Annotated in this window: 12 protein-coding genes; 9 read left to right on the top strand and 3 right to left on the bottom strand. The window is 67.8% G+C overall.

Features of this window, described 5'->3' with window-relative positions:
• Positions 1 to 174 precede the first annotated feature (174 nt).
• From GGR46_RS02200 to GGR46_RS02190, 3 genes are read left to right on the top strand one after another with little or no spacing between them, the layout of a single operon-like run.
• Positions 175 to 1,491 (top strand): UDP-glucose dehydrogenase family protein, encoded by a 1,317-nt coding sequence (locus GGR46_RS02200; RefSeq protein WP_183994149.1) that lies wholly within the window; start codon positions 175 to 177, stop codon positions 1,489 to 1,491.
• 24 nt (positions 1,492 to 1,515) lie between these two features.
• Positions 1,516 to 2,340 carry a carbon-nitrogen hydrolase family protein gene (locus GGR46_RS02195; RefSeq protein WP_183994147.1) on the top strand — a complete coding sequence of 275 codons (825 nt, stop codon included), beginning with the start codon at positions 1,516 to 1,518 and terminating at the stop codon, positions 2,338 to 2,340.
• Positions 2,337 to 3,710 carry a glutamate--cysteine ligase gene (locus GGR46_RS02190; protein WP_183994145.1) on the top strand — a complete coding sequence of 458 codons (1,374 nt, stop codon included), beginning with the start codon at positions 2,337 to 2,339 and terminating at the stop codon, positions 3,708 to 3,710. Before GGR46_RS02195 ends, GGR46_RS02190 begins: the two co-directional genes overlap by 4 nt.
• 48 nt (positions 3,711 to 3,758) lie before the next feature.
• Here GGR46_RS02190 and GGR46_RS02185 read toward each other — a convergent pair whose 3' ends face one another.
• The gene (locus GGR46_RS02185) at positions 3,759 to 3,935 is read right to left on the bottom strand and encodes a hypothetical protein (protein ID WP_183994143.1); all 177 of its coding nucleotides are present in this window, start codon (positions 3,933 to 3,935) and stop codon (positions 3,759 to 3,761) included.
• A gap of 234 nt (positions 3,936 to 4,169) precedes the next feature.
• Between GGR46_RS02185 and GGR46_RS02180 the strand changes: the two genes are divergently transcribed.
• Genes GGR46_RS02180 through nagA form a run of 3 tightly spaced genes read left to right on the top strand, consistent with a single transcriptional unit; the run spans position 4,170 to position 7,058 of the window.
• Positions 4,170 to 5,063: a glucosamine kinase nucleotide-binding domain-containing protein gene (locus GGR46_RS02180; RefSeq protein ID WP_183994141.1), complete on the top strand. Its 894-nt coding sequence runs from the start codon at positions 4,170 to 4,172 to the stop codon at positions 5,061 to 5,063.
• A complete protein-coding gene (locus GGR46_RS02175) occupies positions 5,053 to 5,934 on the top strand; it encodes an N-acetylmuramic acid 6-phosphate etherase (protein ID WP_183994139.1) in 882 nt (293 codons plus the stop codon). The genes GGR46_RS02180 and GGR46_RS02175 overlap by 11 nt, the downstream gene beginning before the upstream one ends.
• Positions 5,931 to 7,058: an N-acetylglucosamine-6-phosphate deacetylase gene (nagA, locus tag GGR46_RS02170; protein ID WP_183994137.1), complete on the top strand. Its 1,128-nt coding sequence runs from the start codon at positions 5,931 to 5,933 to the stop codon at positions 7,056 to 7,058. The genes GGR46_RS02175 and nagA overlap by 4 nt, the downstream gene beginning before the upstream one ends.
• A gap of 38 nt (positions 7,059 to 7,096) precedes the next feature.
• On the opposite strand, the gene rfbB is transcribed toward nagA, so the two are convergent.
• Together rfbB and rfbA are read right to left on the bottom strand one after the other, a co-directional pair.
• Positions 7,097 to 8,182 carry a dTDP-glucose 4,6-dehydratase gene (rfbB, locus tag GGR46_RS02165; RefSeq protein WP_343057951.1) on the bottom strand — a complete coding sequence of 362 codons (1,086 nt, stop codon included), beginning with the start codon at positions 8,180 to 8,182 and terminating at the stop codon, positions 7,097 to 7,099.
• Positions 8,179 to 9,063 (bottom strand): glucose-1-phosphate thymidylyltransferase RfbA, encoded by an 885-nt coding sequence (rfbA, locus tag GGR46_RS02160; protein ID WP_183996656.1) that lies wholly within the window; start codon positions 9,061 to 9,063, stop codon positions 8,179 to 8,181. Before rfbA ends, rfbB begins: the two co-directional genes overlap by 4 nt.
• Before the next feature lie 361 nt (positions 9,064 to 9,424).
• Between rfbA and cysD the strand changes: the two genes are divergently transcribed.
• The 3 genes from cysD to GGR46_RS02145 are packed head-to-tail and all read left to right on the top strand — an operon-like array spanning position 9,425 to position 13,001.
• Positions 9,425 to 10,369: a sulfate adenylyltransferase subunit CysD gene (gene cysD / locus GGR46_RS02155; protein ID WP_183996655.1), complete on the top strand. Its 945-nt coding sequence runs from the start codon at positions 9,425 to 9,427 to the stop codon at positions 10,367 to 10,369.
• A complete protein-coding gene (cysN, locus tag GGR46_RS02150) occupies positions 10,369 to 12,282 on the top strand; it encodes a sulfate adenylyltransferase subunit CysN (protein ID WP_183994135.1) in 1,914 nt (637 codons plus the stop codon). The genes cysD and cysN overlap by 1 nt, the downstream gene beginning before the upstream one ends.
• A complete protein-coding gene (locus tag GGR46_RS02145) occupies positions 12,282 to 13,001 on the top strand; it encodes a 3'(2'),5'-bisphosphate nucleotidase CysQ (RefSeq protein ID WP_183994133.1) in 720 nt (239 codons plus the stop codon). The genes cysN and GGR46_RS02145 overlap by 1 nt, the downstream gene beginning before the upstream one ends.
• Positions 13,002 to 13,018: the final 17 nt, after the last annotated feature.

Below are 13,018 nucleotides of genomic sequence, written 5' to 3'. Positions count from 1 at the left end.
GTGAGGCCGTGCTGACCGGCCCGGACGACAAATATGAAGGCGGCCCCAGGCCGCCTTTTTTGTTGCCCGCGCCTTTCTCGCCCCCTGCTCCGGAGAGGAGCGCCACGCGGCCCCTTGCCCCGGGCGCAGGCGTCGCTATCTGCGACACATAGTTTCTTCCCAAGGGGATCCACGTTGCGCATCGCGATGATCGGCACGGGCTATGTCGGCCTGGTTTCCGGCGCCTGTTTTTCTGACTTCGGCCACGAGGTGGTTTGCGTCGACAAGGACGCCCGCAAGATCGAGCTGCTCCACCAGGGCGTGATGCCGATCTACGAGCCCGGGCTCGACGCGCTGGTCGCCTCGAACGTGAAGGCGGGCCGCCTCTCCTTCACCACCGACCTGGCCGAAGGCGTCAAGGATGCCGATGCCGTGTTCATCGCCGTCGGCACCCCCAGCCGCCGTGGCGATGGCCATGCCGATCTCAGCTATGTCTTCGCCGCCGCACGCGAGATCGCCGAGAACCTGACCAAGCCGAGCGTGATCGTCACCAAGTCGACCGTGCCGGTGGGCACCGGCGACGAAGTCGAGCGGATCATGGCCGAAGTGGCCCCGAACTCCGGCGCCAAGGTTGTCTCCAACCCCGAGTTCCTGCGCGAAGGCGCAGCGATCGAGGACTTCAAGCGTCCCGATCGCGTCGTCGTCGGCACCGATGACGAGGACGCGCGCGAGGTGATGCGCGCGATCTATCGCCCGCTCTCGCTCAACCAGAGCGCGCCGATCCTGTTCACCGGCCGCCGAACCAGCGAGCTGATCAAATATGCGGCGAACGCGTTCCTGGCGGTGAAGATCACCTTCATCAACGAGATCGCCGATCTGTGCGAGGAAGTCGGCGCCGACGTGCAGGAAGTCGCGCGCGGCATCGGCATGGACAACCGGATCGGTGCCAAGTTCCTCCACGCCGGCCCGGGCTATGGCGGCTCGTGCTTCCCCAAGGACACGCTGGCGCTGCTCAAGACTGCTGGAGACAACGAGACTCCGCTGCGCATCGTCGAGGCCACCGTGCAGGTGAACGACGCCCGCAAGCGTGCCATGGGCCGCAAGGTCATCAAGGCGATGGGCGGCGACGTCCGCGGCAAGACCGTCGGAATCCTGGGCCTGACCTTCAAGCCGAACACCGACGATATGCGCGACGCACCGAGCCTTTCGATCGTCGCCGCGCTGGAAGATGCCGGTGCCACGGTGAAGGCCTATGACCCCGAAGGCTTTGAGCAGGCCCGGCCGTTGCTGCCGAACGTCGAGTTCAGCGAGAGCGCCTATGCCGCTGCAGAAGGTGCGGACGCGCTGGTGATCGTGACCGAGTGGGATGCGTTCCGCGCGCTCGACCTCGACCGGATCAAATCACTGCTCAAGGCGCCGCTGCTCGTCGACCTGCGCAACGTCTATCCCGCCTCCGAGGCGGAACGCGCCGGGCTCAAGCTGGTCGGCGTCGGCAAGCCGAAGCGCGGCTGATCCCGGCCTGCGGGGAGGAAATCGATGAAGGCCAGCCTGCTGCAAATGACGAGCGGGATCGATCCGGCCGCCAATGCGCGCACCATCACCGATGGGATTGCGCGGGCGGCGGCGGAGGGCAGCGCAATGCTGTTCACGCCCGAAATGTCCGGCCTGCTTGACGGCAATCGCGAGCGCGCGCGCCAGCATGTCGTCGCGGAGGAAGAGGACCTGGTCCTCGCCGCGACGCGCGAAGCCGCGGCGAAGCACGGTATCTGGGTGCATCTCGGCTCGCTGGCGCTGAAGGGCGAAGGCGACAAGTTCCGCAACCGCGGCTTCGTGATCGACGACGCCGGCGCGATCCGCGCGAGCTACGACAAGCTGCACCTGTTCGATGTCGATCTCGCTACCGGCGAGAGCTGGCGCGAGTCCAACACCTATGATCGCGGCGAGCGCGCGATCCTGGTCGATACGCCGATCGGCAGGCTCGGCCTCGCCATCTGCTACGACATGCGCTTCCCGGACCTGTTCCGCGCACTGAGCGATGCCGGCGCCACCGCCCTCGCCGTCCCCGCCGCCTTCACCCGGCCGACCGGCAAGGCGCATTGGCACGTGCTGCTGCGCGCCCGCGCGATCGAGGCCGCCGCCTATCTCATCGCCACGGCCCAGACCGGCGAGCACGAAGATGGCCGCGCCACCTATGGCCATTCGCTCGTCATCGATCCCTGGGGCGAAGTGCTGCTCGACATGGGCGAGGAAGCGGGTCTCGGCTCGGCCGAGATCGATCCTTCCCGCGTCGAGGACGTCCGTTCCCGCGTTCCCGTACTGCGCCACCGGCGCCCGATCCCTCCCGTCGAGACCTTCGCATGAGCACCAAGACCGAGAGCAACAAGGTTTCGGCCCCGATCGAGGACCGCGCCCAGCTGATCGAATATTTCGCCAAGGGCGAGAAGCCGAAGGAGCGCTGGCGCATCGGTACCGAGCACGAGAAGTTCGTGTTCGCGACCAAGGACTTCCACGCCCCCAGCTATGACGAGCAGGGCGGCATCCGCGACCTGCTGGGCGAGCTGACCCAGTTCGGCTGGACGCCGGTGCTGGAGGGCGACAACGTCATCGCCCTTTCCGGTCCCGACGGCACGGTGAGCCTGGAGCCCGCCGGCCAGCTCGAGCTTTCGGGCGCGCCGCTGGAGAATCTCCACGAGACCTGCGGCGAGACCGGCCGGCACCTGGAGCAGGTGAAGCAGGTCGGCGACAAGCTCGGCCTCAACTTCCTCGGCCTGGGCATGTGGCCCGACAAGACGCGCGCCGAGCTGCCGATCATGCCCAAGGGCCGCTATGGCATCATGCTGAAGCACATGCCGCGGGTGGGGTCGCTCGGCCTCGACATGATGCTGCGCACCTGCACGATCCAGGTGAACCTGGACTATGCGTCCGAAGCGGACATGGCGCAGAAGTTTCGCGTCGGCCTGGCGCTGCAGCCCCTGGCGACCGCGCTCTTCGCCAACTCGCCCTTCACCGAGGGCAAGCCCAACGGCTTCCTGAGCTTCCGCTCGAACATCTGGTCGGATACCGATCCGGCGCGCACCGGCATGCTGCCCTTCGTGTTCGAGGATGGCTTCGGCTATGAGCGCTATGCCGAGTACGCGCTCGATGTGCCGATGTACTTCGTCTACCGCGACGGCAAGTACATCGACGCCGCCGGCCAGAGCTTCCGCGACTTCCTGAAGGGCGAGCTGCCCGCCTATCCCGGCCAGAAGCCGACGATGGACGACTGGGCCGACCATCTCTCGACCGCATTCCCCGAGGTTCGCCTCAAGACCTTCCTAGAGATGCGCGGCGCCGATGGCGGCCGCTGGGGCCGGATCTGCGCCCTGCCCGCGCTCTGGGTGGGCCTGCTCTACGACCAGGGCGCGCTGGATGCGGCCTGGGACCTGGTGAAGGGCTGGTCGATGGAGGAGCGCGAGACGCTGCGCAGCTCGGTGCCGAAGCTCGCCCTCGACGCGCCGCTGCCGGGCGGCGGCAAGCTCAGGGACATCGCCGGCGAAGTGCTCGACATCGCCGCGGCGGGCCTGAATGCGCGCGGCCGGCTCAACGCCTCGGGCGACAATGAGAGCGGCTTCCTCGATCCGCTGCGCGAGGTGGTGCGCACGGGCAAGGTGCCGGCGCAGGTGCTGCTCGATCGCTTCAACGGCGATTGGGGTGGCGACATCCGCCGGGTCTATGAGGAAGCGCGGTTCTAGGTTCTAGCCTTCCCGGCCCGAGGGAGCACCGCCGGGAAGGCCAGCCCCCTACTGACGCGATATCCGCTCGACTTCCCGCAGCCGTCCGTCGATCGCTGCCACTTCGTCGTCGTCACCCTTGCGGATCGCGGCGACGATGAGGTCGATCAGCTGCTGCGGCGTCGAAGAGCCGAAACGCAGGAGCAGTTCCTCGCCCGAAAGGACCGCGACGTCCCGGAGTACCATCCGTCCACATTCGCCGGCCTTATGTTCGGGCTCGGACTTCCCACGCTTCACACTCGCCTGCATGACCGCTTTACTCGCTGAACCGTCGCGGATTCTGCGCTCGCCCGGCGCGCGGGAAAACTCGTAAATTTACCTATTTTGGCGCCGACAGGGACTGCCAGCCATATCTGTGGATTATGGCCCCCGGGCGGTTCGGCATGGCAAAGCCCGGCACGGCTGCTGTAGGGAGCGAAGATGGCCTATTTCCTCGGCATAGATGCAGGCGGCAGCCATTGCCGCAGCCGGTTGGTGGACGCGAACGGCGTGATCCTGGGCACGGGCGAGAGCGGCCCGGCCAACACGCGGATCGGCATCGAGAAGCTCCACGCGGTGTTGCGCGAGGTTTCGACCCAGGCGATCGGCGCCGCGGGCCTCGACGCGGCGCAGGTCGCGACGATCCGCGCCGGCATGGGCATCGCCGGCATCTCGCGCCCAGGCATGCGCGAGCAGCTCGCCGCCCTGCCCTTCCCCTTCGCCTCGACCGAGTTCGTCACCGACGCCGCGATCGCCAATCTCGGCGCGCATGACGGTGCGGAGGGCGCGACCTTGATCATCGGCACCGGCAGCGTCGCCGAGGTGCGCGTCGGCTCGACCAGCTTCACCATCGGCGGCTATGGCTTCCCGATCTCCGACGAGGGCAGCGGTGCCGCGCTGGGCCTCAGCGCGATGCGCCACGCGCTGCGCGCGCTCGACGGGCGGAGCGAAGTGACCCCGCTCAGCCACGCCGTCACCGCCGGCTTCGGGCACGACACCGCCCGCGCCGTCGCCTGGATGGATGCGGCGACGCCGAAGGACTATGCCGCCTTCGCCCCGCTGGTGATGGACTATGCCGAGAACAACGACGCGATCGCCCGATCGATCGTCGAGGACGCGGCCCAGCATATCGAGCGCTTCATCGAGACGATCTTCGCCCGTGGCGCGGTGCGCTGCGCACTGGCCGGCGGCCTTGCGATGCGGATGAAGCCCTGGCTGCGCGCCCGCACCGTGGCACGACTCACCGACGCCGTCTCCGATCCGCTCGACGGCGCGCTGCTGCTCGCCGGCCTGCCCGCCACCACCCTGCCGACCCGGAAGCCCGATGCCCACTGAAGCCGCCGACCCCCGCTACCGTGAAATCGACCGCTGGCCCACCGAGACCGCGGTGGAGGCGATGCTCGAGGCGCAGATCGCCGCGATCGCCGCGCTGAAGAGCCAGACCGGCGCGATGGCCGCAGCGATCGACGCGGCCGCCGAGCGGCTGCGGCGCGGCGGCCGCATCGCCTATGCCGGCGCCGGCACTTCCGGCCGGATCGGCGTGCAGGATGGCGTGGAGCTCACTCCCACCTTCAACTGGCCGTTCGAGCGGCTGGCCTTCCTGATCGCCGGCGGTCCGGCGGCGCTCACCCGCACCCAGGAAGGCGCGGAGGACAGCCGCGAGGCGGCCCTTGCCGCAGTCGCTGCCGAGGAGATCGGCCCCGACGACGTGCTGATCGGCATCGCGGCGAGCGGGCGCACCCCCTATGTGATCGCGGCGCTGGAAGCCGCGCGCGCGGCCGGCACCCTGACCATCGGCATCTCCAACAATGCCGACACCCCGGTGCTGACCGCGGCCGAGCATGCGATCCTCGCCGATACCGGCAGCGAAGTGGTGGCCGGATCGACCCGGATGAAGGCAGGCACCGCGCAGAAAGTGACGCTCAACCTGATCTCCACCGGGATCATGTTGCGGCTCGGGCTCGTTCACCACGGGCTTATGGTCAACATGCAGGTCTCCAACGTGAAGCTGCGCGGCCGCGCAGTCCGCATGGTCGCGACGCTGGCCGGCGTCGGCGAAGGCCAAGCCGAGGCGGCGCTCGATGCGGCCGGGCTGGACATCAAGAAGGCCGTCCTCGTCGCACGCGGGCTGGATGCCGGCGCGGCGGAGACCCGGCTTGCGGCGGCACAGGGCAGCCTCGGCAAGGTGCTGGACATCCTGGCATGAAAGCCCTGGTCAACGGGCGCATGCTGCTGGCCGAGGGCTGGCGCGACGACGCCTGTGTGGTGATCGAGAGTGACCGGATCGCGGCGATCCTGCCCGAACCGCCGGCAGGTGCCGAGCGGATCGACCTGGGCGGTGGCACCCTGCTCCCCGGCTTCATCGACGTGCAGGTCAATGGCGGCGGCGGCCGGCTGTTCAACGACGATCCGAGCGTCGAGACGATCCGGGTAATCGCCGAGACGCATCGCCGCTATGGCACCACCGGCCTGCTGCCGACGCTGATCAGCGACGACCTGTCGGTGGTCGAGGCGGGCATCCGCGCCGTCGACGCGGCTATCGAGGCGGGCGTCCCCGGCGTGCTCGGCATCCATATCGAGGGACCGTTCCTCAACCCCGTCCGGCGCGGCATCCATAGCGAAGGCAAGATCCAGCCGCTGCGCGACGAATTCCTCGCGCTGCTGGAATCTGGCCGGCGCGGCAGGACATTGGTGACGCTGGCGCCCGAGGCGGCGACACCCGAGCAGATCGCCCGGCTGGTCGCGGCCGGGGTGATCGTCTCCGCTGGGCATTCCGACGCCCGGTACGAGACCGTCCGCGATGCGATCGACAATGGGCTGACCGGCTTCACCCATCTCTTCAACGCGATGTCGCCGCTGCTCAACCGCGCGCCCGGCATGGTCGGCGCCGCGCTGGAAGATCCCGAGGTCTATGCCGGCATCATCGCCGACGGCTATCACCTCCATCCGGCGACGCTGCGGGTGGCACTGCGCGCCAAGGGACCGGAACGGCTCATGCTGGTGACCGACGCGATGCCGAGCGTCGGCAGCGACGAGACCGTGTTCCTGATCCATGGCCGCGAAATCCACCGCGAAGGCGACCGGCTGCTCGGCGCGGACAACACGCTGGCCGGCTCGACGCTGACCATGGCGGGCGCGGTGAAGGGCATGATGGAACAGGGCCGCGTGGGGCTCGATGTCGCGGCGCACATGGCATCGATGTCGCCGGCGGCGTTCCTGGGGCTGGGCAAGCAGCTCGGCCGGATCGCGCCGGGCTACCAGGCCGACATGGTGCTGGTGGACGCGGCAATCGAAGTCACGCGCAGCTGGATCGGCGGCATCTCGGACTGAGCCTTTGCCGGGGAAAAGCGAAATCGCTGCGGAGGGTGCTAGACGACCCCCAGCCGCTCGCCCTGATAGGTGCCGGCGCGGATCGGTTCCCACCAGTCGCGGTTCGCCAGATACCAGTCGACCGTCTTCGCCAGCCCGGTCTCGAAGCTCTCGCGCGGCTGCCAGCCCAGCTCGCCCTCGATCTTCGACGGATCGATCGCATAGCGTCGGTCATGTCCCGGCCGATCCGCGACGAAGCGGATCAGGTCGCGGTGACTGCGGCCGCCTATCCGCGCGTCGAGCAGGTCGCAGATCGCCTCGACCACATGGAGATTGGTGCGCTCCTGCCGGCCGCCGATCAGATAGGTCTCGCCGGCCCGGCCACGGATGAGCACCTGTTCCAGTGCCTCGGCATGATCCTCGACATAGAGCCAGTCGCGCACATTCGCGCCCTTGCCGTAGATCGGCAGCTCCCTGCCCGCGAGCGCGTTGAGGATGACCAGCGGGATCAGCTTCTCGGGGAAGTGATGCGGCCCGTAATTGTTCGAGCAGTTCGACAGCACCACCGGCAGGCCATAGGTCTCGTGCCAGGCGCGGACGAAATGATCCGATGCCGCCTTGCTCGCCGAATAGGGCGAGGACGGCGCATAGGGCGTCGTCTCGCTGAACACGCCACTGTCGAACGGCAGGTCGCCGAACACTTCGTCGGTGGAGACATGGTGGAAGCGGAAGGCGGCGCGCTTCCCTTCGGACAGGCCGCGCCAATGCTCCAGCGCGGCATCGAGCAGGCGGACGGTGCCGAGGACATTGGTCTCGACGAACGCCGCCGGGCTGTCGATCGAGCGATCGACATGCGTCTCGGCCGCCAGGTGCATCACCCCGTCGATCCGCTCGTCGCGCATCAGCCGGTGGAGCTGCGCGGCATCGCCGATATCGGCGCCGACGAAGCGAAAATTGGGCCGGCCCATGATGCTGCCCAGCGAGGCCATGTTGCCCGCATAGGTGAGCTTGTCGACGCAGACGACGCGGTAGCGCTTGGCCACCAGCAGCCGGCACACCGCCGAGCCGATGAAGCCGGCACCGCCGGTGACGAGCACGCGGCGCATCTTCGGCGTGTCCGAAGCGATCGGCTCGTGGAAGGTCATGCGGCAGCCGCTTCCACGCAGCGGCGCAGATAGCGTGCATAGTCGGTCTTGCCCATCGCATCGGCGCGGACGAGCAGCGTCGCCGCATCGAGATAGCCGAGGTCGAAGGCGATCTCCTCGGGGCAGGCGATCTTGATGCCCTGGCGGTTCTCGATCGTCCGCACGAAGCTGCCGGCATCGTGCAGGCTGTCATGCGTGCCGGTATCGAGCCAGGCATAGCCACGGCCCAGCCGGTTCACGTTGAGATTGCCCTGTTCCAGATAGGCCGAGATCACGTCGGTGATCTCCAGCTCGCCGCGTGGGGAAGGCTTCAGCCCACGGGCAATGTCCGTCACCTGGTTGTCGAAGAAATAGAGGCCGGTCACCGCCCAGTTCGACTTGGGATCGGCAGGCTTCTCGACGATGCTGGTCGCCTTGCCGGTCTCGGGATCGAAGGTGGCGACGCCGTAGCGCTCGGGATCGTCGACCTGATAGGCGAAGACGCTCGCCTGGCCCTGTGCCGCAGCCTCGGCCGCGGCACGGCCCTTCGCCGCGAGCCCGTCGCCATGGAAGATGTTGTCGCCCAGGATCAGCGACGCCGGGCCGCCGTCGAGGAACTTCTCGCCGATCAGGAAAGCCTGGGCCAGCCCGTCCGGGTTCGGCTGCTCGGCATATTCGAAGTTGATACCGAACGCCGATCCGTCGCCCAGCAACAGGCGGAACATCGGCAGGTCGCGGGGCGAGGAGATGATCAGGATGTCGCGGATGCCGGCAAGCATCAGCACCGACAGCGGATAATAGATCATCGGCTTGTCGAACACCGGCAGCAGCTGCTTCGAGATCGACAGCGTCGCGGGATACAGGCGCGTGCCCGCCCCTCCCGCAAGGATGATCCCCTTCACGCCAGAACCCGCCATGGCTTCGCAGCCCTCCCCAACGACGCCAGATGCGCCGGGGGACTAGATGCACTGCAATTGGTTCAAGAACCGCTAAGGACAAAGGAAGCGGCGCGAAGACAGGACCAAACACAATCCTCCCCCGGAGGGGGAGGGGGACCAGCCGCAGGCTGGTGGAGGGGTATTCTCCACGGGCTATGTCGCTTGAGGCACGCTACCCCTCCACCACCGGCTGCGGCGGCGGTCCCCCTCCCCCTCCGGGGGAGGATTTGATCAGAGCCCCCATCCTACTCCCCGCTAAACATAAACTAGATCGCGCACCGTCAGGCACCTTCCTAAATCGCCCGGCATGCTGCATTCCGGGAACATGACGGAGACACAGGCGAGCGCTGGCGCTGCGGGGACGATTCCGGCTGCGCGGCTGACGCATCTCCAACGGCTCGAAGCCGAGAGCATCCACATCCTGCGCGAAGTCGTCGCCGAGGCCGAAAGCCCGGTGATGCTCTATTCGATCGGCAAGGACAGCGCGGTGATGCTGCATCTCGCGCGCAAGGCCTTCTACCCGGCACCCCCGCCCTTCCCGCTCCTCCATGTCGACACGACCTGGAAGTTCCGCGCGATGTACGATCTGCGCGACAAGGCGGCGCGCGACGCCGGCATGGAGCTGATCGTCTACAAGAACCCCGAGGCCGAGGCGCAGGGGATCAACCCGTTCGACCATGGCGGTCGCCACACCGACATGTGGAAGACCGAGGGGCTCAAGCAGGCGCTCGACAAATATGGCTTCGACGCGGCCTTTGGCGGCGCGCGGCGCGACGAGGAGAAGAGCCGCGCCAAGGAGCGCGTGTTCAGCTTCCGCACCGCGACGCATCGCTGGGACCCGAAGAGCCAGCGCCCCGAGCTGTGGCGGCTCTACAACGCCCGCAAGCACAAGGGCGAGAGCATCCGCGTCTTCCCGCTCTCCAACTGGACCGAGCTCGACATCTGGCAGTACATCCTCGCCGAGGGGATCGAGATCGTCCCGCTCTATTTCGCCGCGCCGCGCCCGACAGTGGAGCGCGACGGGCTGCTGCTGATGGTCGATGACGATCGCTTCCGGCTCGCACCCGGCGAAGTCCCCGTGGAACGCTCCGTGCGCTTCCGCACGCTCGGCTGCTATCCGCTCACCGGCGCGGTGGAGAGCGAGGCGGCTACGCTGGAGGCAGTGATCCAGGAGATGCTGCTGACCACCACCTCCGAGCGCCAGGGCCGCGCGATCGATCACGATCAGGCGGCGTCGATGGAGAAGAAGAAGCAGGAGGGGTATTTCTGATGACCTCCTACCGCCCAGACGCGCTCATCGCGTCCGACATCTCCGCCTATCTCCAGCTCCACCAGAACAAGTCGCTGCTGCGCTTCATCACCTGCGGCAGCGTCGATGACGGCAAGTCGACGCTGATCGGGCGGCTGCTCTACGATTCGAAGATGATCTTCGAGGACCAGCTCGCCAGCCTCGAGGCCGACAGCAAGCGCGTCGGCACCCAGGGTGGCGAGATCGACTTTGCGCTGCTGGTCGACGGCCTGGCCGCCGAGCGTGAGCAGGGCATCACGATCGACGTCGCCTACCGGTTCTTCGCCACCGAGAAGCGCAAGTTCATCGTCGCGGACACGCCGGGGCACGAGCAGTACACCCGCAACATGGTGACCGGCGCCTCGACCGCCGATCTCGCCGTGATCCTGATCGATGCGCGCAAGGGCGTGCTCACCCAGACGCGGCGCCACTCCTATCTCAGCCACCTGCTCGGCATCCGCCACATCGTGCTGGCGGTGAACAAGATGGACCTGATCGGCTACGATCAGGCCGCCTATGACGCGATCGTCGCGGACTATCGCGTGTTCGCGGAAAGCATCGGGATCACGGCGTTCACGCCGATCCCGATCTCGGGCTTCAAGGGCGACAACATCACCGGGCCGAGCGCGAACACGCCCTGGTACGCCGGGCCGGCGCTGCTCGAGCATCTCGAGACGGTCGCGCTCGACGCGGATGCCGATGCCGCCCGTCCCTTCCGGCTGCCGGTGCAGTGGGTGAACCGCCCGAACCTCGATTTCCGCGGCTTTGCGGGCATGATCGCCTCGGGCAGCGTGAAGCCGGGTGACAAGGTGCGCATCCTGCCTTCGGGCCAGACCACCCAGGTCGCGCGGATCGTCGGGTTCGGCGGGGACCGCGCGGAAGCGGTGGCCGGAGAGAGCGTGATGATCACGCTCGCCGACGAAGTCGATTGCTCGCGCGGCGACGTGATCGCCACGGCCGATGCGCCGCCCCAGGTCGCCGACCAGTTCCAGGCGACGATCGTGTGGATGGACCAGGCCGAGATGCTGCCGGGCCGCGCCTATTGGCTCAAGCTCGGCACCCAGACGGTGAGCGCCACCGTCCAGCCGCCGCGCCACGCGATCTGCGTCAACACCATGGCCGAGCTCAGCGTGAAGACGCTGGGACTCAACGACATCGGCGTGGCCGAAGTCTACACCGATCGCGGCATCGCCTTCGAGGCCTATGCCGACAGCAAGGACCTGGGCGGGTTCATCCTGATCGACAAGGCGACCAACGCCACCGTCGCCGCGGGCATGCTCAACTTCTCGCTGCGCCGCGCCCAGAACGTCCATTGGCAGGCGGTCGAGATCAACCGCGAGGCGCATGCCCGGCAGAAGCACCAGGCCCCCCGCCTGCTCTGGTTCACCGGCCTGTCCGGCTCGGGCAAGTCGACCATCGCCAACATGGTCGAGAAGCGCCTCCACGCGATCGGGAAGCACAGCTTCCTGCTCGACGGCGACAATGTCCGCCACGGCCTCAACAAGGACCTGGGCTTCACCGATGCCGACCGGATCGAGAATATCCGCCGCGTCGGCGAAGTGGCCAAGCTGATGACCGATGCCGGGCTGATCGTGCTCACCGCCTTCATCTCCCCCTTCCGGGCGGAGCGTGAGCTGGTGCGGGCGATGCTGCCCGAGGGCGAGTTCTTCGAGATCTTCGTCGATACTTCGCTCGAAGTGGCCGAAGCGCGCGACGTGAAGGGCCTCTACAAGAAAGCCCGCGACGGCCAGATCGCGCACTTCACCGGCATCTCCAGCCCCTATGAGGCACCCGAGCGGCCCGAGATCCGCGTGGACACGACGAAGGAAACCCCGGAGGAAGCCGCCGAACGGATCGTCGAGACGATCATGGGTACTTGGAGTCCGGTGATCTGATGACCGACGCTGAGCTGGCACGCGAAATCGCCGAAGAGGCAGGTGCGCTGCTGTTGCGCATCCAGGACGAGTGCGCCGGCGGCGATCGCGGTGATCGCGAGGCCAACACCCTGATCCTGGCTGCGCTGGCACTGGCCCGGCCCGACGATGCGATCCTCTCGGAGGAATCCGCCGACGACCCCGCGCGGCTCTCGGCCAGCCGGGTATGGATCGTCGATCCCCTGGACGGCACGCGCGAGTTCGCCGAACGGCGCGGCGACTGGGCGGTGCACATCGCCCTCGCCATTGACGGCCAGGCGGCGGTGGGCGCGGTCGCTCTGCCGCGGCTCGGCTGCACGCTCTCCAGCGATTGCCCGCCGGCGCTCCCCGAAGGCGAGCTGCCGCCACGGATGCTGGTCAGCCGCACCCGCCCGAGCGCGCTCTGCGCCGGCGTCGGCGAGCGGATCGGCGCGGTGCACATCGGCATGGGATCGGCCGGCGCCAAGGCGATGGCCGTGGTCCGCGGCGAGGCCGAGATCTACCTCCATTCGGGCGGCCAGCACCAATGGGACAATTGCGCGCCCGTCGCGGTCGCGCTCGCCGCCGGGCTGCATTGCTCACGGATCGATGGTTCGCCGATCGTCTACAACCAGCCCAGCACGAGCATTCCGGACCTGCTGATCTGCCGCAAGGAATGGGCGCCGATCGTGCTCGAGGCGGTGAAGGATTGCGGGGCCTGAACCCATTCCGTCCTCCC

The sequence above is a fragment of the Sphingomonas kyeonggiensis genome (assembly GCF_014196745.1).
GTDB lineage: Bacteria > Pseudomonadota > Alphaproteobacteria > Sphingomonadales > Sphingomonadaceae > Sphingomonas > Sphingomonas kyeonggiensis.
The sequence above is the reverse complement of the archived record's forward strand: the minus strand, read 5'-3'. Positions and strand labels throughout refer to the sequence as shown.

Excerpts from the sequence above, each read along its gene's own strand:
- cysD (WP_183996655.1), top strand. The coding sequence starts at position 9,425 with ATGACGGAGACACAGGCGAGCGCTGGCGCTGCGGGGACGATTCCGGCT.
- GGR46_RS02180 (WP_183994141.1), top strand. The coding sequence starts at position 4,170 with ATGGCCTATTTCCTCGGCATAGATGCAGGCGGCAGCCATTGCCGCAGC.
- GGR46_RS02175 (WP_183994139.1), top strand. The coding sequence starts at position 5,053 with ATGCCCACTGAAGCCGCCGACCCCCGCTACCGTGAAATCGACCGCTGG.
- cysN (WP_183994135.1), top strand. The coding sequence starts at position 10,369 with ATGACCTCCTACCGCCCAGACGCGCTCATCGCGTCCGACATCTCCGCC.
- nagA (WP_183994137.1), top strand. The coding sequence starts at position 5,931 with ATGAAAGCCCTGGTCAACGGGCGCATGCTGCTGGCCGAGGGCTGGCGC.
- rfbB (WP_343057951.1), bottom strand. The coding sequence starts at position 8,182 with ATGACCTTCCACGAGCCGATCGCTTCGGACACGCCGAAGATGCGCCGC.
- GGR46_RS02195 (WP_183994147.1), top strand. The coding sequence starts at position 1,516 with ATGAAGGCCAGCCTGCTGCAAATGACGAGCGGGATCGATCCGGCCGCC.
- GGR46_RS02145 (WP_183994133.1), top strand. The coding sequence starts at position 12,282 with ATGACCGACGCTGAGCTGGCACGCGAAATCGCCGAAGAGGCAGGTGCG.
- GGR46_RS02190 (WP_183994145.1), top strand. The coding sequence starts at position 2,337 with ATGAGCACCAAGACCGAGAGCAACAAGGTTTCGGCCCCGATCGAGGAC.
- GGR46_RS02185 (WP_183994143.1), bottom strand. The coding sequence starts at position 3,935 with ATGGTACTCCGGGACGTCGCGGTCCTTTCGGGCGAGGAACTGCTCCTG.